The organism is Maribacter caenipelagi, from assembly GCF_004364175.1.
Taxonomy (GTDB): domain Bacteria; phylum Bacteroidota; class Bacteroidia; order Flavobacteriales; family Flavobacteriaceae; genus Maribacter; species Maribacter caenipelagi.
In genome coordinates this window covers 1-22,998 of the sequence record NZ_SNZW01000020.1, presented here as the reverse complement: position 1 = coordinate 22,998, position 22,998 = coordinate 1, and the positions used below count along the sequence as shown (strand labels likewise).

Below are 22,998 nucleotides of genomic sequence, written 5' to 3'. Positions count from 1 at the left end.
CTTTCTTATTTATACTAACTATATTATGGGCATATCTCTAATGCGTAACTTCTAATTCGTAATATTTAACTTTAGCAGATGCACCAGCATCTAATGTTTGCAAATAATTACCCGCTTTGAAATAGTTTTCAAAAACTCCCCATTTCTCTATATGGATATCTTCATATACAACAGATTCGGTTTCATTTAAAACAATCTCCATTCTTCCATCAGAAACAATAATTTCTAAAGTAAATATGCTTGTTTCAATATCTTCTGAAAAAGTATGGCTTTCATTATCTTCCCAAGCGTCGGTATGTAAAATTTCTTCGTCTGTAGCACTAAGATTTACAAGCTTTTTAGTCAGCACCCTTACTTTACCTTTCTGCCAATATATTTTTAACATTGGAGGGGCATTATTATCATCTTCCCCGATTAGGTCTCGTTGTTCATTTGTTAATCTGCCATGTATTTGCATAATTAAGGTTCTGTGAAATTCACCACCTGAATCAGTCGTAATTTCTGGAACAGATAATTTACCCTTCATTCGGCCACCTTCGGCAAATGTCCAGTTATTACTGTTACTACCAGGAACTATTTGTTCTCTTAATTCTGTTCTTGAGTAAGATGAATTAGCCGTTGAAGAACCTGGAGATGTATAGAACACCAAAGAGCCATCTGTAGAATCATTGTACATATAAGGTATCAACCTTTCATCTGAAGCATAATCTATAATTTCTGGCGGCTCAACCTCATCAGGACTACCGATGGGCAATGTTACTTTCCAATTACTCAAATCTATATTTGGTAAAAAGAAATCAACTCCCTCTACCATTTCCTCCTCAACAACAACTTCTGCTTCCTCTTCTGTCTCAGAAACTTCTTCATTTTCCTCTTCTAATACTTCTTCTTTTGCTATCTCTTCTTCGACCGCTTCAGCATTATTACTGCAGCTCGAAATGTTCATTGCCAAAACTATTGCAAAAAAATAATTTGCTTTGGTTAATTTATAAAACCGTAAAATATTACTTAAAATCATGTAATTAATATTAATGCTCCACTTCTAGTTCATAAAAACTGACTTTGGAAAATGAACCCTCATCTCTACTTTGAAAATAATTACCTGCCTTAAAGTAATTTTCAAAAACTCCCCAGCGTTTCATATTAAAATCATCATAAACGGCAAATTCAGCTTTATTCAAGGAAATCACCATTTTACCATCTGTCACTTTTACTTCAATTTGAAACTTACCAAAGCCTACCTCTTCTTTAAAATTATATCCTTCATCATCTGTCCAAGCTTCTTCATGTAAAATGCCTAAAGCATTTACATCGGCAAATTTTAGTTTTTTTGTTTTGACTCTAATTTTACCATCCTGCCAATATATTTTTAATACCGGCGGTGCATTATTGTCTCTTTGACCTATTAAATCTCGTTGATCATTGGTCAACCTTCCATGTATTTGTAAAATGATTACTTTATGATATTTCCCATTCTTATCTCGAGAAACCTCATCAACTGAAAGTTTTGCTTTTAAAATACCACCTTGCTTAAATGTCCAATTGACATTATCATCACCAGGCTCCATTTGTTCTCTAAGTTCTGACCTAGAATATTTGGTATTGGCCGTAGTAGCCGATGTAGGATAAGCGTAAAATGTTAGCGCCCCTTTTGCAGAATCATTATACATATAAGGTTTTAAAATCTTATTTGTAGCATAATTCGAAATTTCAGGTGGCTCTACACTAATCGCCCCTCCTTTTCCACTTCCCTCCGGTATAGTCACTTTCCAGTTACTTAAATCAATTTCTGGCAGCTTAACTCTCTTTTTCTTCTTGGATTTTTTAAGTTTTACATCCGATTCTGAAACGCCACTTTTCTGATGTTGAGAAGTAGCGTTTACAGACAGAAATAGTAATACTATAAATACCAATATTCCTTTTCGGCTGTTTTGCATGAATTATATATTATGGATTCAGTGAACGAACCTTCACATTATCTATATACGCATCTTTAGGAGTTACAGCATAGAACATTATAGCTACCTCACCACTATCATTTGCAGTAAAAGGAATTTGTACTAATGTACCAGCACCGTCTGTTGTATCTGAGAATTTACCTTCTGCTACATAGCCTTCATTAAACCCTAAATTATCTCCAATGTTGTCAACAGCATCTGCGCCATCTTCATATTGACCATCTAAAATAAGACCAACTATTTTTCTTCCCCCTATGGGATCTGTACCACTATCATCTTTAATTGCATATTGATACTCTAACACATAATCAGCACCAGGTACTAAATTAAGTTCTTGGTACGCATATCTAGAACTAGAAGTTCTTAAGTCTCCTCCAGATTGACTTGAAGACCATTTTGCTCCTCTTGTCTTACTACCGGTGTCTACACCATCATAATCTTGATTAGAACCATCAGAACTTGAACCAAATGGGTTTGTTTCTCCATCTGTAAATGTTGACCATTTCCAGAAATCTTGCCCATTTTCAAAATCACCATTCAAAATGGTTGATCCAGTCATTCTTGTCATATATATATTATCAACAGTAATTGTTGCATGATCATTTGCAGTACCGCTAGAACCTAGTTCAAAAAGTATTGTTTCGAATTGAGAAACAGGCGATGAAAAATCAGTAGCCAAATCAAAATCAAGGCTAGTCCATTCACCATCGATTAATTCTATATCATCCATAACATGACTTGTAGAGTTTGTACTATCTACCAAAGTTATTTTCAATTTATCAATACCAGTTGCAAACTCAGAATACACATCAAAATGAATATCATTAGAACCTACACCACTATAGAAAGCATCTGCCGCAACAACTTCACCGCTCAAGGCAAATTCTCCGATATTACTATGCAATCTAGAAAACTCAATTAAGTTGTTTCCTGATTCCAATACAACTGCTTTACCACCAGTACCTGCCGAACCCACAGAACCTGCATCGGTAAATATATTCAACAAATTATATCTTTTAAAATCTGGTGAAGACGGAGCGTTGTCAATAGATGGTACTGTATGCTCTACTGTAATATCTTCCGATTTTGTTAAATCTGTCTGACCAACTGCCTTTGTGGTAACAGTTATGGTATAGTCTGCAGATGCTTCAACGTTAGAATAATCATACGTAGCAGATTCTCCTTGCAGTGCAGTTAGAGGAGTAGACCCGTCACCGAAATCAATAACATATGAATCTACGCCTACTGTTAATGGTGTTACGGTAACAATAGTACCATCTCCACTTGATGATACTTCGAAACTTGAAAATAAACTTTCTATAGAACCACCAGAAGAAGCGACTGGTTCAATTGGAGTATAGTCATCATCATCACATGACATGATAAGACCCGTAATCAACAGGGCACTTATTCCTTTTTTTATTAAACTCATAATTTATGTTTTTATATTTTTTGTTAGTTTCTGCCTTAAAGAGCATGGTAATAACACCTTTAGCTTCAAAGCATATACATGATTATCTTGAAGAGTAATTTAAAAATGAAACTATCAAAAGTGTAATTACATTTTTAAATTACTATTTCAAGAGTTTTGATTAATTAAGCCTATCGATACTAATTTTAGAAAATCTACATTCAGTACCTGCATATTCAATATTAAACCTCATGCTCTCCGTCTCATCACCGGTTGTAAATGAGAATGATGTTTGCACGTAAGACGAAGCTTGATCAGTTAATGGAATTTCTTGATTAAGAAAATCATCTCCTGTATCGGCATCTTCAATTAGAAGCGTACCCGCAGAAGTACCGGTCGTTTTACTAACATACCAAAACGTTACTTCATATGTCGCTCCGGCAACCACAAGAATACTTTGATCAAGAAAATTAGAACTACTACTTAACTTAGCAGCACCATTACCTTCTGGTGGAGTTGGTGAAGAACTTGCTGAATAAGAACTTGTAGTTCCTCTGTCTACTCCAGCCCAAGGAGTTCTTGGACTACATAGGAAATCAGGACATTGAAATGCAGCAATCAATTCATCTACCACTACAACATCTATAGTAATCGTAGAAGTTTCACCATTGCCATCACTAGAAACTAATGTCACAGGAAATGTACCTTCACCAGAAAACTGAAATGTAGGATCACGATCTGTAGAAGTTTCTCCACCACCGAAATCCCATAAATATGAAGCAGCTTCAGTAGAAAGATCTGTAAAATTAATTATAGTAAAATCTTCTTGATCTGCCGTATAGTCAAAATTAGCTTCTGGAAATATAGTATCTACCTTAGAGTTAGAACCTGGTAAATCATCTCTAAAAGTATCAGAACCAACACAACCAACGAAAGAACTTGTAGCCACTACACTAAAGAGTAACAAGGTTGTTTTTCGGAAAATATTTTGTTTAATTTTCATAGTTTAAAAGTTTTTAAAATTTAGTATCCCGGGTTTTGTGTTAATAGTCCGCCACTTATATTTATTTCTCTTGCCGGTATAGGCAATAATAATTTTCTAGCATCAAACACATATCCCATCTCGGCAGAATGAGCAGTTAACACAGACTCAGCTACACCGAACCTAAGAAGATCAAACCAACGTTGATTCTCAAATGCCAATTCTACTCTTCTTTCCACTAAAAGATCTTCTTTAGTAATCGTAGAAACAGTTGCTGTTAACCCAGCTCTATCTCTAACCGCTTGAAAAGATGATAATGCAGCAGAACTTGTAGTAGACGCCCCACCTGCCATTATTGCTTCAACATGCATTAAAAGTACATCTGCATATCGTAAAGCTATGTAATCGTTACCGGCGTTACGGGCATTAGGTCCGTAAGCAGGTTCCGCCGATGAATCAAATCCGTCAGGAAAAAACTTGGCTACCTCATTTCTATCATCTAAAAGAGAACCATTCAAATCGGTAATGGAAGTCTCCGTTCTATTTCCTCCAAAGGCAACGAAGTCTAATCTTAAATTATCATTAACAATATTTTGACCGTCTTCTGACCCTGCACGTATCGAAGATGTAAATTCAGATGAAAAACTTTGACTTTCTGCACTATTACCTGGTATATATTGAATTGCAAAAATAATTTCGTTGTTCAATTCATCATAAAAAACATCATGGAAGTCACTTTCCAAACTAAATCCACCACTATTAACGATAGATTCACATAATTGCTGTGCTGCAGCATAATTCGGAGAAGCCAACGACAAGTATACTTTTGCCAAAATACCTTGTGCCGCAGCTTTAGATGCTCTTGATTTAGATGAATTATCTAAAACACTTACCGCCTCATGTAAATCTGCTATTATTTGATCATAAACCTGTGCTTCTGGTATTCTAGTAAATAGTGCTTCGTTATCTGTAGGTCCTACTACAGAAGTCACTAATGGCACTGCACCAAACATTCTTACTAACTTAAAGTAAGCATATGCTCTTAAAAATTTAGCTTCAGCTGCATATTTTGCCTGATTAGCTTCATCTGCTACATCAACAAAATCTAAGATATTATTAGCTCTGAATATTACTTCATACATAGAAGCATAATAATCTTCTGATTCTACATTATTAGCATTAACAACATACCTGTGAAAATCCGCTTTAGATCCCTCAAGCGTAGCATTTCTTGTATTATCTGTTCTATGCTCTGTTAAAAGATGCTCAAATTGTACACCTCTATTGAAATCTCCAATATTAGATTCTGTATTACTATTAACTCCTTGAAGGGCATCGTAAATTCCGTACACTCCAGACAATACGTCTGCATCCGATTGAAAGAACCCGTCTACCGCAACTGCCGTATCTGGCAATGGATTTAAAAATTCCTCAGTATCACAGGAAACAAAAACGGACACTGTTACGGCAAAAATTATATATTTTATATGTTTCATCGTTTGTTTTTTTTAAGATTAAAAGTCAACGTTAAGACCAAATGTTACCGTTCTAAAGATTGGCGTACCCGCTCTTTGTGATCCGTAAGCTCTTGGGTTGCTACCATCTATATGTTCTGGATTAAAACCATGGTAATCATCTGCAGTTATATAAAGTAAATTCTGTGCAGTAGCATAAACTCTTAATCCACTTACCCCAATACGATCTGTTAGATCATTTGAAAAATTATAACCAAGATTTATATTACGTAAAGAGAAATAATCTGCACTTGCAATTACATCACTTGTCAATACCTTTTCTTGAATGAACGAAACATCAGATACAAGACCATTAGCCACTGCTTCTAACTCTCCTCCACTTCTTGTTCTATTACCAAACCAATTGTAGAAATATTGATCACCGATATTATTTACCTGAGCACCTAAACTACCCTGTACCATAAATGAAAAATCAACGTTTCCAAATTTGAATTCATTGGTAAAACTGTATACTAAATCTGGATAAGGACTACCCAATATAGTTTTGTCTTCTTCAGTTATTAAACCATCACCATTTAAATCTTTAACGATGGTATCATCAGATTGCCCATTGATTCTGTTCCAAGGACTGTCAACATATGTTGTTCTAAAAGAAGTTTCATCAAAGGCCTCTTCATCAACCACATAACCCCAGAAAGAAGATATTGGCTCACCAATTCTATTGATCCATTGAGAATTTCTACCGTACGTATCCTCAATAAGTGCGTTGTTAGAATCCCCAAAGCTTAATAACTCATTTTTATTGGTAGAAGCTATAAAAGTTGAATTCCAAGAGAAATTTTCATTTGAAACATTTCTAGTTCTCAACTCAAGTTCAACACCTGTGTTTTGCACTTCACCTAAATTAACAATACCACTATTAAATCCAGATATATATGAAACAGGATTGTTCAATAGTAATTCATCACTCGTTCTTTGATAATAATCGACAGAGCCAGATATTCTATTATTGAAAAAGCCATAATCTAAACCAACAGTAAATTCTTTAGAAGCTTCCCATTGTAATAAAGTATTGGCAATATTAAGTGGCGAAACACCAGCTGCAATACTACCGTCATCAATTGCATTCGAATTCTGTAATAATGCTAAATAAGGCCATGCATTTACAATATCATCACCCACATTAAAATTCTCTGCCCCAGTAAGACCATAACTAGCTCTAAATTTTAAAGTATTTACAGCGTCACTATTCAATAAGAAATTTTCTTTGGCAACATTCCAACCTACAGATACAGCAGGGAAGTTACCCCATTTAGAATCTATACCGAATACAGAACTACCATCTCGTCTAATAGAGGCATTTACTAAGTATTTACCTTTATAAGCATAATTAACTCTTGCAAAGTAACCCAACTTCTTCAGCTCTGTATTGATTTCTGATGGAAGATCAACTACTGTAGCTCCTTGAAAATTCTTTAATAAGTCATTTGAAAATCCACTACCTTCTGTTATGCTTTCCTCAGATTTTCTTTTCTGAATTGTTGCACCTACTAACAAGTTTAAATCGTGATCATCACCAAATGTTTTATTATAATTTAAAGTATTATCAGAAATAATTCTAGTTCTGAATCTATTCGATAAATAGTATGCAGATCTCGCAGCACCACTTGCATGATGCAATACACCATCATACCTTGTTCTTTTTCGTTGCTCTAATGTAACACCTAAAGATGCTTTAGCAGTAAGCCCGTCTAAAAGCTCATAGCTCAAGTATGTAGAACCGAATAATTTCGTGTTGAATTCATAATGTTCTCTTTCAACATACTGTGCGTATGGATTTGAATCACCTGAAGTACGAGGTCTACTATCGTTTCCATCACCATTAACATCTAATTCTACTAAATGGTTTTCGTAGAAATAATCTCCTACACCCACATCTGCGTATTGACCATTACCCGTTTCTCTATCAATAAACTGAAGTGATTCTTCTGTATGATAAATTGGTAACCAAGGTGATTGACGTGTAGGATTATGTATAGATGTAGGCAATCTTCTTTGTTTTGTATAAGAAGGTGTAGCTCTAATACCAAATCTTGCTCTTTCACCAATTTTAGAATCTACCTTCATATTAGCAGAGAACAATTTATAGTCATCGGTAATAACAACACCTTCATCATGAAGGTATCTTAACGAGGTACTAAACTTAGTATCTTCAGAACCACCTCTTGCAGATAAAGAATGACTAGTAATGGCACCGCCATCAAAGAAAACATCTTGCCAATCTCTATCAACACCAGTAGCCTGCACTAACAATTGCGCATATTGTGTTTCATTTGAAAGAGTACCTGTAGCTGCTTGTTCTATTTTAGCCCATTCAGACACACTCTTTCTGTAATCATCACTTCCATGTGCGCCTTTTAGACCTGTATAGGTTTGATAACTGAATTTTGTTTTTCCTGCTTTACCACTTTTAGTAGTTATTAAAATTACACCGTTAGAACCTTCACTACCATAAATAGCAGCAGAAGCAGCATCTTTTAATACTTCAAAAGACTCTACATCGTTCATATCAAGATTACCAAGGAACTCTGAGCTTACAACGACTCCATCAATTACTAATGCAGGACCAGAATCAGCAGTTACAGAACCAATACCTCTAATAGTAATGGTTGGCGCCCCACCTGCTTCAGCGTTTGTTGCTTGAATGTTCACACCAGATACTTGACCTATTAAAGCGTCATCGACTCTTGATACGGCTATTTGATCTAAAGTTTCATTCGTTACTTTTGAAATAGAACCTGTAATGGTAGACTTCTTTTGCGTACCATAACCAACTACTACAACCTCATCAAGCTGACTAGCATCTTCTTTTAAAATGACGCTTACAGTTTTTTGCGATACAATTGCAACTGTTTCGGTAGTATACCCTATATATGAAAAGCGTAAAATATCACCACTTGTTACTTGAATGATGAAATTTCCATCAAAATCACTTTGAGTACCTCTTGTTGTATTTGCCACAACAATATTCGCACCAGGTATCGGCACATTGTTTGCATCTGCTACAGTACCTGACAGGTCGTAGGTATCTTGTGCAAATAATTGAATGTTGACAAGCAACATTGCAACCATAAAAATTTTCAATTTAAAATTCATCTGTGTTAAATTAAGTTAGTTCTATTGAATTGGCCTATGCCATCTTTTTGATCTACTTAAAATGCGATTACATTTTTCGCATCATGATCTTCAATTTACCAATACTCATATTTTCATCTTAAATCAATGAAAATTCCTATTTTTACAGGAAAATGTGTATTTAGCAATAATTACATGTTTGTTCTTTACTTCCCTTCAAAATGAAGTAATTTTTAATTTAAAGGATGGGCGAGCACCCGTCCTTTTTTTTATGCCATTCTCTTAAGGTTTCATTTTAGATTTTTTAGTTATTACTTGTTTGATAATTTTATTTTTTTAACTGGTTTACCAAATTGGTTGGTCAAACTGGTTTACCAAATATATGTTATTATATTGTTAAAAAAAATTACTTTGATGATTTGAAGGCTATTTTATTGTGATTTAACACAATTAATCTTGTGTATATTACGTAATCAGCAATAATTAGTGCCTGATATCATAATTCTACAAATCATGATCGAGCTCCCATTTTCATTGCGAACCCAACAACTAGAAGGCACTAAATAACAACCACCATTGGTAAATGATCAAGAAGTACGATAAAAGAATAGCTTATTTTGAGATTGTTATCACTTTTGTATATTAAAGCAACATTCGGCACCTTAAATACCCCTACACATCAATAAAGATATCTGAGCTTTTAAACGTAAAAGGCTCAATAATTACCCTTCTGTAAATACCAATAATAATATAATTAAGTCAGTTACTAATATCAATAAAAGACTAAGTAAGAAATCTAAAATTTTGAATATTATAAATAAATAGAGAATACAGGAAAATGAAATTTAGATTGTAGAAGTGTTCAATGAAGTGTAAAAAAAAACCGAAGAAATTCTATGTTACGAAAGGTATAAAAATAAAAAAAGGCTTCCATTTTCATGAAAGCCTTCTAACCTGTGGGCCCTACTGGATTCGAACCAGTGACCCCCTGCTTGTAAGGCAGGTGCTCTGAACCAACTGAGCTAAGAGCCCCAAAAGGAGTGCAAATATATAATACTTTTACATTCCACAAAAGAAAAATGAATAAAAAATTAAAGAACTTCTGCAACCACAAAATTACTGCCACCAACATAAATGAAATCATTCTTTTTAGCACGTTTTTTTGCAGCTTTAAAAGCCTTATTTACAGACTTATAAACATCTCCTTGAAAACCTGCTTCTGAAAATAGGCTTCCTAAATCTTTTTCATCAAGACCCCTGAAATTTTTTGGTTTACAATAGTAATATGTAGCATTTTTTGGAAAAAAAGACAAAATTTTACTAACCTCCTTATCTTTTACAAAGCCGATTACGATATGTAATTCTTCATAGCTCTGTTTTTTTACTTGCTCCATCACCAGCGAAATACCTTCTTTATTATGAGCAGTATCACAAATTATAGTAGGTTCTACACCAATTTGCTGCCACCGCCCCATTAGTTTTGTATTTTCAACGACATGTATCAATCCTTCAACTATATTGCTTTCGGTCACTACAAAATCAGATAAGGTATTTATAGTTGCTAATACCCCTTTTATATTTTTCTGCTGATAAGAACCTAACAAGCCTATTTCATAATCAGGATAATCCACATTTTCCGCAAATATTATTTTAGCATTATTATCTTTTGCGACGGAATTAAAAACTGGTGCTGTTTCCTTATTATACTCACTTATAACGACAGGAACTACTGATTTTATAATTCCCGCTTTTTCTCTTGCAATTTTAGCAAGAGTATCTCCTAGCATATCTACATGATCCAAACCAATGTTGGTTATCAAACTTACTTCTGGTTTAATAATATTTGTAGAATCGAGCCTACCGCCCAACCCAACTTCTATAATAGCTATATCTACTTCTTCTTGAGCAAAATATGAAAATGCCATACCGACAGTCATTTCAAAAAACGATAGCTTGTTTTCAGAAAAATACGATTGATTCTTATGAATAAAATCTACTACCCAACGCTTGGTTATCTTATTCCCATTAATGCGAATACGTTCTCTAAAATCTTTTAAATGAGGAGAAGTATACAAACCCACTTTATAGCCTGCTTCCTGAAGAATCGAAGCCAATAGATGACTACTTGACCCTTTACCATTAGTACCAGCTACATGAATACTCTTAAACTGTGTGTGAGGATTGTTTAAATGATGGGCAAATAACGTAATGCCATCAAGTTTTGAATTAAAGGCACTTTTACCTTTATTCTGATACATTGGAAGTTGCGCAAACATCCAATCTAATGTTTCTTTATAGGTCACTCGCCAAGCTTAAAGTTAACAACTACAAAACCAACTTGTTGATTTGGGGCATTGCTATCTAAATTCCATTTATGCATAAACGCGGTTTTTTTGGCCGGCTCTAACAAGCATGGATTATTGTTGGTCGTACCTCTTACACCTGGCTCTGCACTAATTACTTTACCATTGCGATCTACAATAATCTTGACCACTACCCTACCAGACTCGTTACATTCTTGCTGTACCTGCCCTTTGTTCACTAATGACCGACCATTTAATCCATAGCCACCAGTTCCACTTCCGCTACCTGGAGCTCCATAATAACTTGTAGCATAAGGATCACCGTTTGGCTGACCTTTATCTCCTGCTTTATTATCATCACCCTCACTACCAGATGCTGTGCCGTCAGATTTGTTTAGACCACCCATCAAAGCATCTAAAGCTTTCTTTTTTGCTTCTTGCTCTTGGCGTGCTTTGTCTTCGGCATCTTTCTTTTGCTTCGCAATTTTTGCTGCTTCGGCCTTTTTCTTATTCTCTGCAGCCTCTGCTTTTCTTTTTGCATCCGCAGCTGCTTCATCAACCTTTCTTTTAGCTTCTTTTGCCTGATTAATCTTTATAGCCTCTTCGTTATCTTGAGTCAATAACTTTTCAGCTGGCGATTCTTTCTCGGCTGCAGCTTCCTCGACATGTTCTACTGGGTTCTCAACAGTTTCAGCAACTTCTTGTATGGTCGGCTCAACAGGAGGAGTATCTAAAGGTTCTGATCGTATTTTTTCTTTTGGCTGTACTTTTCCGCTACCAAATTCCATCGTCCCAAAATTGACAGAGATTCCGTTCTCTTCTGGGGGATCCATATAGTTTAGACCGATATAAAATAAAACCAATAGCAGTGCACTTAACAACAATGTGGTAAGTGTCAATGATTTCTTTTTATGTTTCGTATCTAAAAATGCCATTTAGTTGGGGCGTACTGCCAAAATAACCTTGTAATTATTTCTATTCGCGATATCCATAACATTTACAGCTTCTTTAATCGCAACACTTTCTTCTGCTCTAAGTATGATAGTAGGACTATCTTGACCTGCTAAAGCTTTTTTCAACTCTATCTCTATATACTCGCCATTAATGCGTTCATCATTAACGAAGTATTGAAGATTCTTATCTATACTTACAGATACATTTTGAGTATTTGTAGATTTCCCTTTCGCTTTTGGAAGTAGTAAATCTAAAGCGTTCGGCGAATTTGCGGTTAGCATGAAAAACACCAATAACAAGAATACAATATCTGTCATTGAAGACATGCTAAAGTCTGGACTGACTTTATTTCTTCCTTTTAATTTCATAGTATAAAATTAAAGAGGTTCGTTTAATAAATCTAAGAATTCTACAGCGTTAGCCTCCATTTTATGAACCACCTTATCAGTTCTGTTCACTAAATGATTATACCCAACATAAGCAATAATACCTACGATTAGACCTGCAACCGTAGTTGTCATTGCTGTATAAATACCAGATGCCAATGAACCCATTTCTGCTTGACCACCACTACTGGCCATTTCATGAAAAGCAAGAATCATACCGATAACCGTACCCAAGAAACCAATCATAGGGGCAGCACCTGCTACTGTTGCAAGAATACTTACATTCTTTTCAAGTTTATAAACTTCAAGGGTACCAGCATTTTCTATTGCGGTATTTATATCGTCTAATGGCTTACCTATACGAGAAACACCTTTCTCGGTCAACCTAGCTACTGGTGAATCTGTCTGGGCACATAAAAGCTTTGCCGCATCTAATTTACCGGTAGTAACATAATCTCGTATTTGATTCATAAAGTTCTTATCTATTTTAGATGCCGCATTTACAGCAAGTAAACGTTCAAAATAGATGTATAGAGCTACGCCCAACATTATGAATAATACCGATATTATGATGACACTACCCGTACCACCATTAAATATTAAATCTATAACCGAAAGAGTTTTCTCTTCAGACAATAATTCTTCGCTCGCTTCTTGAGCCAAATCCTGGAATAATAACATAGTATTCTTTAAGTATTGAATTTGCTCTTATAACGATGAATTGCGAATTAAATTATCCATGAAGGACAAAATCTCTCAACAAGATAAAAACGATAGCTCCACTAATAAAACCTGCAAATGCCAACCATGCAATTTTTTTAAGATACCAGAAAAAATCAATTTTTTCCATACCCATTGCTACAACACCTGCAGCAGAACCAATTATTAACATACTACCCCCTGTACCTGCAGAATAAGCGATAAAATGCCATAAAGGACTATCTAGAGGTTCGCTAAACATACCCATACTTGCAGCAACCAATGGCACGTTATCAATAACCGCAGAACCTAAACCAAACAATAGAACCACAATATCAGTATTAGGTATTGCTTCATTAAGTGCACCTGCAGCATTAAAAAGTATTCCTAATGACTCCATAGCAGCAACTGCCAATAAAATTCCTAAGAAGAACAATATACTTGGCAATTCTATTTTAGATAAAGAATGGTGAACAGGACTGTGGTGACCTTCACTATCTTGACCTTCTTGATCTACAGAAGAAATACTAAATTTCTTATTACTATATATTTCAGCGAAAGTCGCTACAACAGCCAATGATAACATCATACCTACATATGGTGGTAAATGTGTAACTGTTTTAAAAATAGGAACGAACAAAATAGCACCAAGACCTAAATACAACATTACTCCACTATACTTAGACTTTGATTTTTCTTCATCTAATTCACCATCAATTAAACCTTTAAACACTTTAAACCTACTTGCAATGACAACTGGTACAATCATACAAACCAATGAAGGTAAAAGCACGTGAAGAACTAATTGGCCAGCACTTACTCTATTAGCAATCCATAACATTGTGGTAGTCACATCACCAATAGGAGACCAAGCACCACCGGCGTTTGCAGTAATAACTATCATACCAGCAAACCACAATTTTGTCTCTCTATCTTTAATAACCTTCTGTAGAATAGTAATTAAAACGATAGTAGCAGTTAGGTTATCAATTATAGCTGATAATATGAATGCTAATATTGAAAATAGCCAAAGTAATTTTCCCTTCTGTTTTGTTTTAATAAAGCCTTTTATAGTTGCAAAACCATCGAAATAATCAATTATTTCTACAATGGTCATTGCTCCTAATAAGAAAAATAAGATTTCCGCAGTTTTTCCTAAATGATGCAAAAGAGATTCCTCCATCATGTGCATTCTATCCAAATGCCCAAATTTATCAAATCCTTCCACAAGACTTTGATGAGCAGAATCAAACCAGTTTTCATAGCCATCTATTCCAAGAGCAATTAGCGCCCAAAGTATAGCCATCATAGCTAATGCTGGAATTAATTTATCTATTTTAAGATTGTGTTCTAAAGTAATGGCAAGGTATCCGGCCAAAAAAACAATAACAATGATGGTTTCCATTTTCGTTGGTTTTTTTAAGTAACTAGTTAATTAGTTGTAAATATAGGTTCTAATTCTAAAAAATATATCTTCCAAATATATTTAAAATTGTCTGTGAATTCCTAATGAATTGACAATAATACCGAAGTTATTTGACTTCCAAATACTTAAATCGATACTATTATAAATTTAACAAGTTTTTAGTGACTACATTTTAACGCATAACATAATGTTAAATATGAACTGTTCCTATATTACGACCTTACTATTGTTACAAAATCGGTCAAAAGGAGATGTAGAAGTGTAATATTTAACTGCGATATCTTTATCTTTGATACGTTAACCTTTATATACAATTAGATGGATTTTTCATTGAATGAAGAACAAAAACTTATACAAGAAGCTGCACGCGATTTTGCTCAAACTGAACTATTAGCCGAAGTAATTGAACGTGATGATGCCCAAAGATTTCCTACCGAGGAAATTAAAAAACTAGGGGAACTTGGTTTTTTAGGAATGATGGTAGACCCAAAGTATGGCGGTAGCGGTCTAGATACACTATCCTATGTAATAGCCATGGAAGAAATTTCTAAAATAGACGCTTCGACTTCTGTTGTAATGTCCGTAAACAATTCTTTAGTATGTTGGGGATTAGAGAAATTTGGCTCTGAAGCTCAAAAAGAAAAATACCTTACAAAGCTTACAACAGGAGAACATATAGGTGCATTTTGCCTTTCTGAACCAGAAGCCGGTAGTGATGCTACATCTCAAAAGACTACTGCTATCGACATGGGCGACCACTATATTGTTAATGGTACTAAAAACTGGATTACGAATGGCGGTACTGCAAGTACCTATATAGTAATCGCACAAACCGACAAAGACAAAAAACACAGAGGCATAAATGCGTTGATCATAGAGAAAGGTGCTCCAGGATTTGAGATAGGTCCTAAAGAAAATAAATTAGGTATTAGAGGTAGCGACACTCATTCTTTAATATTTAACGATGTAAAAGTACCTAAAGAAAATAGAATCGGCGAAGATGGTTTCGGCTTTAAATTCGCTATGAAAACCTTGGCAGGTGGCCGCATAGGTATTGCCGCGCAAGCATTAGGTATTGCTGCAGGTGCTTACGAACTAGCTTTGAAATATTCTAAAGAACGTAAGGCATTTGGCACCGAAATTAGCAACCACCAGGCTATTGCATTTAAACTTGCCGATATGCATACCGAAATTCAAGCTGCACGATTACTGGTATATCAATCTGCAATAGATAAAGATAATGGAAATGATTATGATCTTTCTGGTGCAATGGCTAAATTATATGCGTCTAAAGTTGCTATGGAAACTACCGTTGAAGCCGTGCAAATTCATGGTGGAAACGGATTTGTAAAAGACTACCACGTAGAAAGATTAATGCGAGATGCTAAAATAACACAGATATACGAGGGCACCTCTGAAATACAAAAAATCGTGATTTCTAGAAGTATTTTAAAGTAAAAATATATCTTTTCCAAAATACACCCCTGTAATTTATAGGGGTGTTTTCATTTATAGTCAACTTTAACATTGTTACCCTCTCAATAAAGTTAGACTCAATTGTTAGAAAGTTACAAAAACTACAATTTACCCCCTTAAGCATCCCTGTATTTACGTAATATTAACTTAAATTTATCAATCTGATAAATTCAAGGTTTTAAAAATCCATAATTATCGATTTTTTAAGCTTTTATTTATTTCGTTGAATTTTTTACTTGAATTAGTTCTAATCGTTGAATATAATTCAATTAAATTGATATTTTTGAAGAAATACCACAAAGGATGACACTGAAGAAGCAAGGATTATATCTACCGGAATTTGAACATGATAACTGTGGGGCTGGTTTTATATGCAGTCTTAAAGGAAAAAAATCTAACGATATTATACATAAAGCGTTAGAGATACTTGAACGTTTAGAACATAGGGGCGCCGTAAGTGCCGATGGTAAAACAGGAGATGGAGCCGGTATCTTAATAGATATACCTCATGATTTTTTTCAGGCTGCTTGTAGTTTTGAGTTACCAAAGGTTGGTGACTATGCAGTTGGTAATATCTTTTTTCCTCGTAAAGAAAATCAACGCGATTTCTGCATCTCGGTTTTTGAAGAAAACATTAAAAAACAAGGTTTAAAATTATTAGGATGGAGAGATGTACCGGTAAATAGATCAATACCTGGTAGAATCGCCGCTGAAACCGAACCTTTTGTAAAGCAAATATTCGTAGCAAAAGAGAATGAAGATCAAGATTTCTTCAATTTCAATCTGAAACTTTTTATTGCAAGAAAAGTAACTGAACATACAATCATACGTTCTAAATTATCTGAAAGCAAGTTCTTTTATGTACCTAGCTTATCTACCAAAATAATTATTTTCAAAGGTTTACTAATGCCTTTAGATATTAGCTTGTATTATTCAGACCTGATGGATTCTAGAGTGGTAACTAGGTTAGCATTGGTACACCAGCGTTTCTCAACAAACACTTTTCCTACATGGGATCTGGCACAACCTTTTAGATACATGTGTCATAATGGTGAAATAAATACCCTAAGAGGTAATGTTACTCGCATGTTCTCTAGAGAAGAATTATTGAAGAGCGATATGTTCGGTGATGAAATAAAAAATGTTCTCCCAATAATTTTACCAGGAAAATCTGATTCTGCTACCATGGATATGGTTGTTGAACTATTATTAATGACAGGTAGGTCTTTACCAGAGGTAATGATGATCTTAGTACCTGAAGCATGGGAAAAAAATGCAGAAATGTCTGAAGCTAAACGAGCATTTTACGAGTATCACTCTTGTATGATGGAGCCTTGGGACGGACCAGCATCTATCCCTTTCACAGATGGTAACTTTATTGGTGCTGTTTTAGATAGAAATGGACTAAGACCTTCACGATATACGGTAACAAAAGATGACTATGTGGTTATGTCTTCAGAAACTGGTGTTGTTGACATCACTCCAGAAAATGTAGATTTTCATGGAAGATTACAGCCAGGTAAGATGTTCTTGGTGAACATGGAAGAAGGTAGAATTATAAACGATGAAGAAATTAAAGAAAACATCGCTCAAAAATTCCCATACAAGAAATGGCTTAATGACAACCTAGTTCATTTAAAAGATATTCCATATAATGATTGTCCCTTATTTTTAGGTGAAGAATCTTTAGAGAAAAGAAAATCTGTTTTTGGCTATACCTTAGAAGACATTAACACCATAGTACTACCTATGGCAAAAGCAGGTAAAGAACCAATTGGCTCTATGGGCTCAGATACGCCAATCGCTGTTTTATCTCAACGCCCTCAGTTAATTTATAATTATTTTAAACAATTATTCGCCCAAGTAACGAACCCACCTTTAGATGGTATTCGTGAAGAGCTGATTACAGATATCAGCTTAACTTTAGGTAGTGACCACAATATATTTGAGTTTTCAGAATTACACTGTAGAAAACTTAAAATTCAAAATCCCGTGATTTCTAAAGAGGATTTGGATAAAATCAAAAATTACGATGTAAGTCCAGATTACAAAGTAGTTTCTATTCCAATGTTATACTCCATCAAACAAGGGCATAACGGATTGGAAGATGCTTTACAATCACTGTTAAATCAAGCATCTAAATCAGTAGATGAAGGAGCAAACATCATTATACTTTCAGACAGAAATGTTACTGAAGAGATGGCTCCTATCCCAGCGCTTTTAGCCTGTTCATTTGTAAATAGCGGCTTACAGAAGCTTGGCAAACGTTCTAAGCTTAGTGTTATAATAGAATCTGCAGAGCCCCGCGAAGTACATCATTTCGCTTTATTATTTGGCTTCGGTGCAAGTGCTATTAATCCATACTTAGTTAACGAAATTATTGCAGAACAAATAGAAGAACATGATATTACAGAAATATCATTTGACGATGCAATTAAAAATTACAATAAGGCTGTCGGAAAAGGCATCTTAAAAGTGATGAATAAAATCGGTATTTCAACATTGAACTCTTACCGTGGTTCACAACTATTTGAATGTATCGGCATCAATACTAAGGTCGTTGAAAAATACTTCCCGAACACCCCAACACGTATTCAAGGTATTGGTCTTTACCAAATAGAAAAAGAGATTGCTTTACGTCATCATAAGACATTCAGCAAAAAACATATTGATGCTAATTTAGAATTAGAAATTGGCGGAGAATATAGATGGAGAAGAGATGGCGAGAAACACATGTTCAATCCATTATCTATAGCAAAACTTCAAAAGTCTGTTCGTAATAATGAGCCAGATACCTATAAGGAATACTCGAGTATGGTTAATGAGCAATCTAAAAACCTAATGACCATTAGAGGTCTTTTTGAATTCTCTAATTATGACCCAATTCCTTTAGAAGATGTTGAACCATGGACAGAAATTGTAAAAAGGTTTAAAACCGGTGCAATGTCTTATGGGTCCATCAGTAAAGAAGCTCATGAAAATTTAGCAATTGCCATGAACCGTATTGGTGGTAAAAGTAACTCTGGCGAAGGTGGAGAAGATGTAAATAGATTCTATAAGAATTCTACCGGCGACTGGAGAAACAGTGCCATTAAACAAGTTGCCTCTGGTAGGTTTGGTGTTACTTCGAACTACTTGACCAACGCTAAAGAAATTCAAATAAAAATGGCACAAGGTGCCAAGCCTGGTGAAGGTGGTCAATTACCAGGACCGAAAGTAAATCCTGAAATTGCCAAAACAAGAAATTCTACGCCTTATGTAGGATTAATTTCGCCACCACCACATCACGATATCTATTCTATCGAAGATTTATCTCAACTTATTTATGATTTAAAATCTGCGAATAGAAAAGCTAGAATTAACGTAAAATTAGTTTCAGAAGTTGGTGTAGGTACTGTTGCAGCAGGTGTTGCCAAAGCAAAAGCTGATGTTGTATTGGTATCTGGTTTTGATGGTGGTACCGGGGCTTCTCCTTTAACTTCTTTAAAACATTGTGGTTTACCATGGGAGCTAGGTATTGCCGAAGCACAACAAACACTTGTTTTAAATGATTTAAGAAATAGAATTGTTCTTGAATGTGACGGACAGTTAAAAACTGGTAGGGATGTTGCCATAGCTTGCCTATTAGGTGCCGAAGAATTCGGTTTCGCTACTGCACCATTAGTAGCATCTGGTTGTATAATGATGCGAGTATGCCATTTGAATACCTGCCCGGTAGGTATCGCAACTCAAAATCCTGAATTAAGAAAGAAATTTAAAGGTAAGCCAGAACATGTTGTTAACTACATGTATTTTGTAGCGCAAGAGCTACGTGAAATTATGGCGCAATTAGGCTTTAAGAGTATAAATGACATGGTAGGTCAGGTGCAAAAACTAGATCGTAAAAAAGCAATTGACCATTATAAATCAGCTGGTATAGATTTAACCCCAATACTACACCAAGTAGATGTACCTAAAGGAACTAAATTCTATAATACAGAAAAACAAAAACACGATATAGATAAGTCTATAGAGTTTGATATTATAGCAAAAGCTAACCCTTCTTTATTCAGAAAAGAGAAATTAACTTTAGATTATCCTATTTGTAATACTGATCGTGCAGTTGGTGCAATTATTAGTAATGAGATTTCAAAGACTTATGGTGCAGAAGGATTACCGATAAACACACTTCGTCTTAATTTCACGGGATCTGCAGGACAAAGTTTTGGTGCATTTGCAACAAGAGGACTTACTATGATTGTTAATGGAAACACTAATGATTATCTAGGAAAAGGACTTTCAGGTGCCAAACTAGTTATTAAAGTACCAGAAAAATCTACTATAATACCTGAAGACAATGTAATTACCGGAAATGTAACGCTATATGGAGCAACCGCTGGTAGAGCATATATTAACGGAAAAGCAGGTGAGCGTTTTTGTGTTCGTAACTCAGGAGCTAAGGCAGTTGTTGAAGGCATTGGGGATCATGGTTGTGAATATATGACTGGTGGTGTTGCCGTAATTCTAGGTGAAGTTGGAAGAAACTTTGGCGCAGGTATGAGTGGCGGTATTGCATTTGTTTTAGATAACAACAAAACATTTAAAAAGCGATGCAGCGCTGAAGGTCTTAATTTGTTAGAAGTTACAGAGACCAATGATATTAAGCAATTAAAAGATTTAATTGAAAGCCACTATAACTCTACATCAAGTCCATTAGCACAACGTATTTTAGAAAACTGGGAATCGTATTTACCTAAATTCGTTAAGGTCTTACCTGAAGAATACAGACAAGCTTTAATCAGATTAGAGGAAGAAAATTTACAAACTATTTAAGATCGGAATATGGGAAAGATTACAGGATTTTTGGAATTCGATAGAAAAATTGAAGCATACGAACCGGTTGAGGAACGTTTAAAAGATTATAAGGAATTTACAATACCATTGCCTGAAAAGGAAATGAAAGAGCAAGGCGCTCGTTGTATGGATTGCGGTATACCGTTTTGCCATAGTGGATGCCCATTAGGTAATTTGATACCTGATTTCAACGATGCGGTTTACCGTGCTAAATGGGAAAAAGCGAGTGAGATTTTACATTCAACAAACAATTTTCCTGAATTTACAGGTAGATTATGCCCAGCACCATGCGAAGAAGCTTGTGTACTTGGTATCAATGAAGACCCTGTGACAATTGAAAATATCGAGAAAAATATTGTTGAAACTGCTTTTAAGAAAGGATGGATTACCGCAAAGCCACCTTTAAATAAAACAGGTAAGAAAGTTGCAGTAGTAGGCTCAGGTCCTGCAGGTCTTGCGACTGCCCAGCAATTAAATAGAGCAGGACATGATGTTACTGTATTTGAACGTGACGAAAAACCTGGCGGATTATTGCGTTATGGTATTCCAGATTTTAAAATGGAGAAAAACGTAATCGACAGGCGTTTAGATGTTCTAAAAGAAGAAGGAATAATTTTCAAATGCGGAGTTCATATAGGTGTAGATATTAAAGCGGATACTCTTAAAGAAGAATATGATGCAATCGTATTAACAGGCGGAGCAACTATTAGAAGAAATTTACCAATTGAAGGCTCTGATTTAAAAGGTGTGGTTCAAGCAATGGACTTTCTAAGTCAAAATAACAGACGTGTAGACGGTATTACAGAATTAGGCGAAGAAATTAAAGCTACCGGTAAAGATGTAGTGGTAATTGGTGGTGGTGATACAGGTTCAGACTGTATAGGTACTTCTTTTCGCCATGGCGCAACATCAGTTTCAAATTTTGAGATTATGCCAATGTCAACTACTGAAAGACCAGAAGGTCAGCCTTGGCCTTTTTGGCCAATGAGACTAAGAACTAGTTCTTCTCATAAAGAGGGAGCAGAACGTTTCTTTAGTATATCTACTAAGAAATTCCTAGGTGATTCAGATGGGAATTTAAAAGGGTTAATTACTTCGGAAGTAGAATGGATTAAAACTCCTGGACAACGCCCCCAACTTAAAGAAGTTCCGGGCTCAGAAAAAGAATGGAAATGTGAATTAGCGCTATTAGCCTTAGGCTTCACAGGTTCTGAAAATACAGTAGCTAGCCAATTAGGCTTAGAAATGGATGCTAGAACAAATATTAAAGCATCTGAAAATGACTATAAAACTAATGTAGCAGGTGTATTTGCTGCAGGCGACCAAAGAAGAGGCCAATCTCTTATTGTTTGGGCTATATCTGAAGGTAGACAAGCCGCTCATCATGTAGATAAATACTTAATGGGCGAAACTGCATTACCTCTTAAAGGTGAAGGTGATTTGCCGAGAGTATAGAATACTCTTTAGTTATTATTATAAAGCCCAATTACTTATGTAGTTCGGGCTTTTTTTATTTAACAAGAACCAAGTAAAATTACAAATTATTAGTTCTAGTTTAGTTTTGTTGACCCATTTCAATAGATGAAATAATATACTTTTATTCAAGACTAATTATGTATTAATGTTTTGAGGATGAACAGATTTGCAATGTATTCAATCTTATCAATTTTCATTTACGTAGAAAGTCCTACCTCAATAATTAAGTTGTTCTAAAAATTGGCAGAATATCAACTATCCTAAAAACAGCCTTAGCTATTTAAATTAACTAGTAGTAGTAGTAGTAGTAGTAGTAGTAGTAGTAGTAGTAGTAATGTTGCCATACCCTTTTATAACGGGATCATTCGGTATAGTTTAGTTGGCTTTATGGTATAAAAAAAGCCCCTTACATTTCTGTAAAGGGCTTTCGAAAAAGGCGGCTACCTACTCTCCCACTTGGTATAGCAGTACCATCGGCGCAAAC

The 22,998-nt window shown here is 35.1% G+C and carries 14 protein-coding genes and 1 tRNA gene; 3 read left to right on the top strand and 12 right to left on the bottom strand.

Annotated elements, in window-relative coordinates:
• Nucleotides 1-37: 37 nt before the first annotated feature.
• The 12 genes from DFQ03_RS18070 to nhaD all read right to left on the bottom strand — a co-directional run bounded on the left by DFQ03_RS18070 (nt 38) and on the right by nhaD (nt 14,708).
• Complete coding sequence (locus tag DFQ03_RS18070; RefSeq protein ID WP_243834540.1) at nt 38-1,018, bottom strand: polysaccharide lyase family 7 protein; 981 nt, start codon at nt 1,016-1,018, stop codon at nt 38-40.
• A gap of 10 nt (nt 1,019-1,028) precedes the next feature.
• Nucleotides 1,029-1,937, bottom strand: coding sequence for a polysaccharide lyase family 7 protein (locus DFQ03_RS18065; protein WP_133674637.1), 909 nt, complete (start codon nt 1,935-1,937; stop codon nt 1,029-1,031).
• Nucleotides 1,938-1,947: 10 nt separating this feature from the next.
• Complete coding sequence (locus DFQ03_RS18060) at nt 1,948-3,390, bottom strand: hypothetical protein (protein ID WP_133674636.1); 1,443 nt, start codon at nt 3,388-3,390, stop codon at nt 1,948-1,950.
• A gap of 160 nt (nt 3,391-3,550) precedes the next feature.
• Entirely contained in the window at nt 3,551-4,372 is an 822-nt protein-coding gene (locus tag DFQ03_RS18055; RefSeq protein ID WP_133674635.1) for a PKD domain-containing protein, read from the bottom strand.
• Nucleotides 4,373-4,392: 20 nt separating this feature from the next.
• A complete protein-coding gene (locus tag DFQ03_RS18050; RefSeq protein WP_133674634.1) occupies nt 4,393-5,847 on the bottom strand; it encodes a RagB/SusD family nutrient uptake outer membrane protein in 1,455 nt (484 codons plus the stop codon).
• Nucleotides 5,848-5,865: 18 nt separating this feature from the next.
• Complete coding sequence (locus tag DFQ03_RS18045) at nt 5,866-8,982, bottom strand: SusC/RagA family TonB-linked outer membrane protein (RefSeq protein WP_133674633.1); 3,117 nt, start codon at nt 8,980-8,982, stop codon at nt 5,866-5,868.
• Between the two features lie 936 nt (nt 8,983-9,918).
• Nucleotides 9,919-9,993 (bottom strand) — tRNA-Val (locus DFQ03_RS18040).
• A 59-nt stretch (nt 9,994-10,052) separates the two neighbouring features.
• Entirely contained in the window at nt 10,053-11,264 is a 1,212-nt protein-coding gene (locus DFQ03_RS18035) for a bifunctional folylpolyglutamate synthase/dihydrofolate synthase (protein ID WP_133674632.1), read from the bottom strand.
• Nucleotides 11,261-12,199: an energy transducer TonB gene (locus DFQ03_RS18030; protein ID WP_133674631.1), complete on the bottom strand. Its 939-nt coding sequence runs from the start codon at nt 12,197-12,199 to the stop codon at nt 11,261-11,263. Before DFQ03_RS18030 ends, DFQ03_RS18035 begins: the two co-directional genes overlap by 4 nt.
• On the bottom strand, nt 12,200-12,586 hold the full coding sequence (locus DFQ03_RS18025) for an ExbD/TolR family protein (RefSeq protein WP_027068115.1): 387 nt from the start codon (nt 12,584-12,586) through the stop codon (nt 12,200-12,202).
• Between the two features lie 9 nt (nt 12,587-12,595).
• The gene (locus tag DFQ03_RS18020; RefSeq protein ID WP_133674630.1) at nt 12,596-13,285 is read right to left on the bottom strand and encodes a MotA/TolQ/ExbB proton channel family protein; all 690 of its coding nucleotides are present in this window, start codon (nt 13,283-13,285) and stop codon (nt 12,596-12,598) included.
• 52 nt (nt 13,286-13,337) lie between these two features.
• A complete protein-coding gene (nhaD, locus tag DFQ03_RS18015) occupies nt 13,338-14,708 on the bottom strand; it encodes a sodium:proton antiporter NhaD (RefSeq protein WP_133674629.1) in 1,371 nt (456 codons plus the stop codon).
• 339 nt (nt 14,709-15,047) lie between these two features.
• Between nhaD and DFQ03_RS18010 the strand changes: the two genes are divergently transcribed.
• The 3 genes from DFQ03_RS18010 (at nt 15,048) to DFQ03_RS18000 (ending at nt 22,493) form a co-directional block, all read left to right on the top strand.
• A complete protein-coding gene (locus DFQ03_RS18010; RefSeq protein ID WP_133674628.1) occupies nt 15,048-16,187 on the top strand; it encodes an acyl-CoA dehydrogenase in 1,140 nt (379 codons plus the stop codon).
• Between the two features lie 321 nt (nt 16,188-16,508).
• Nucleotides 16,509-21,017, top strand: a complete 4,509-nt coding sequence (gene gltB, locus DFQ03_RS18005; RefSeq protein WP_133674627.1) for a glutamate synthase large subunit — start codon at nt 16,509-16,511, stop codon at nt 21,015-21,017.
• 9 nt (nt 21,018-21,026) lie between these two features.
• Nucleotides 21,027-22,493 (top strand): glutamate synthase subunit beta, encoded by a 1,467-nt coding sequence (locus DFQ03_RS18000; protein ID WP_133674626.1) that lies wholly within the window; start codon nt 21,027-21,029, stop codon nt 22,491-22,493.
• Nucleotides 22,494-22,998: the final 505 nt, after the last annotated feature.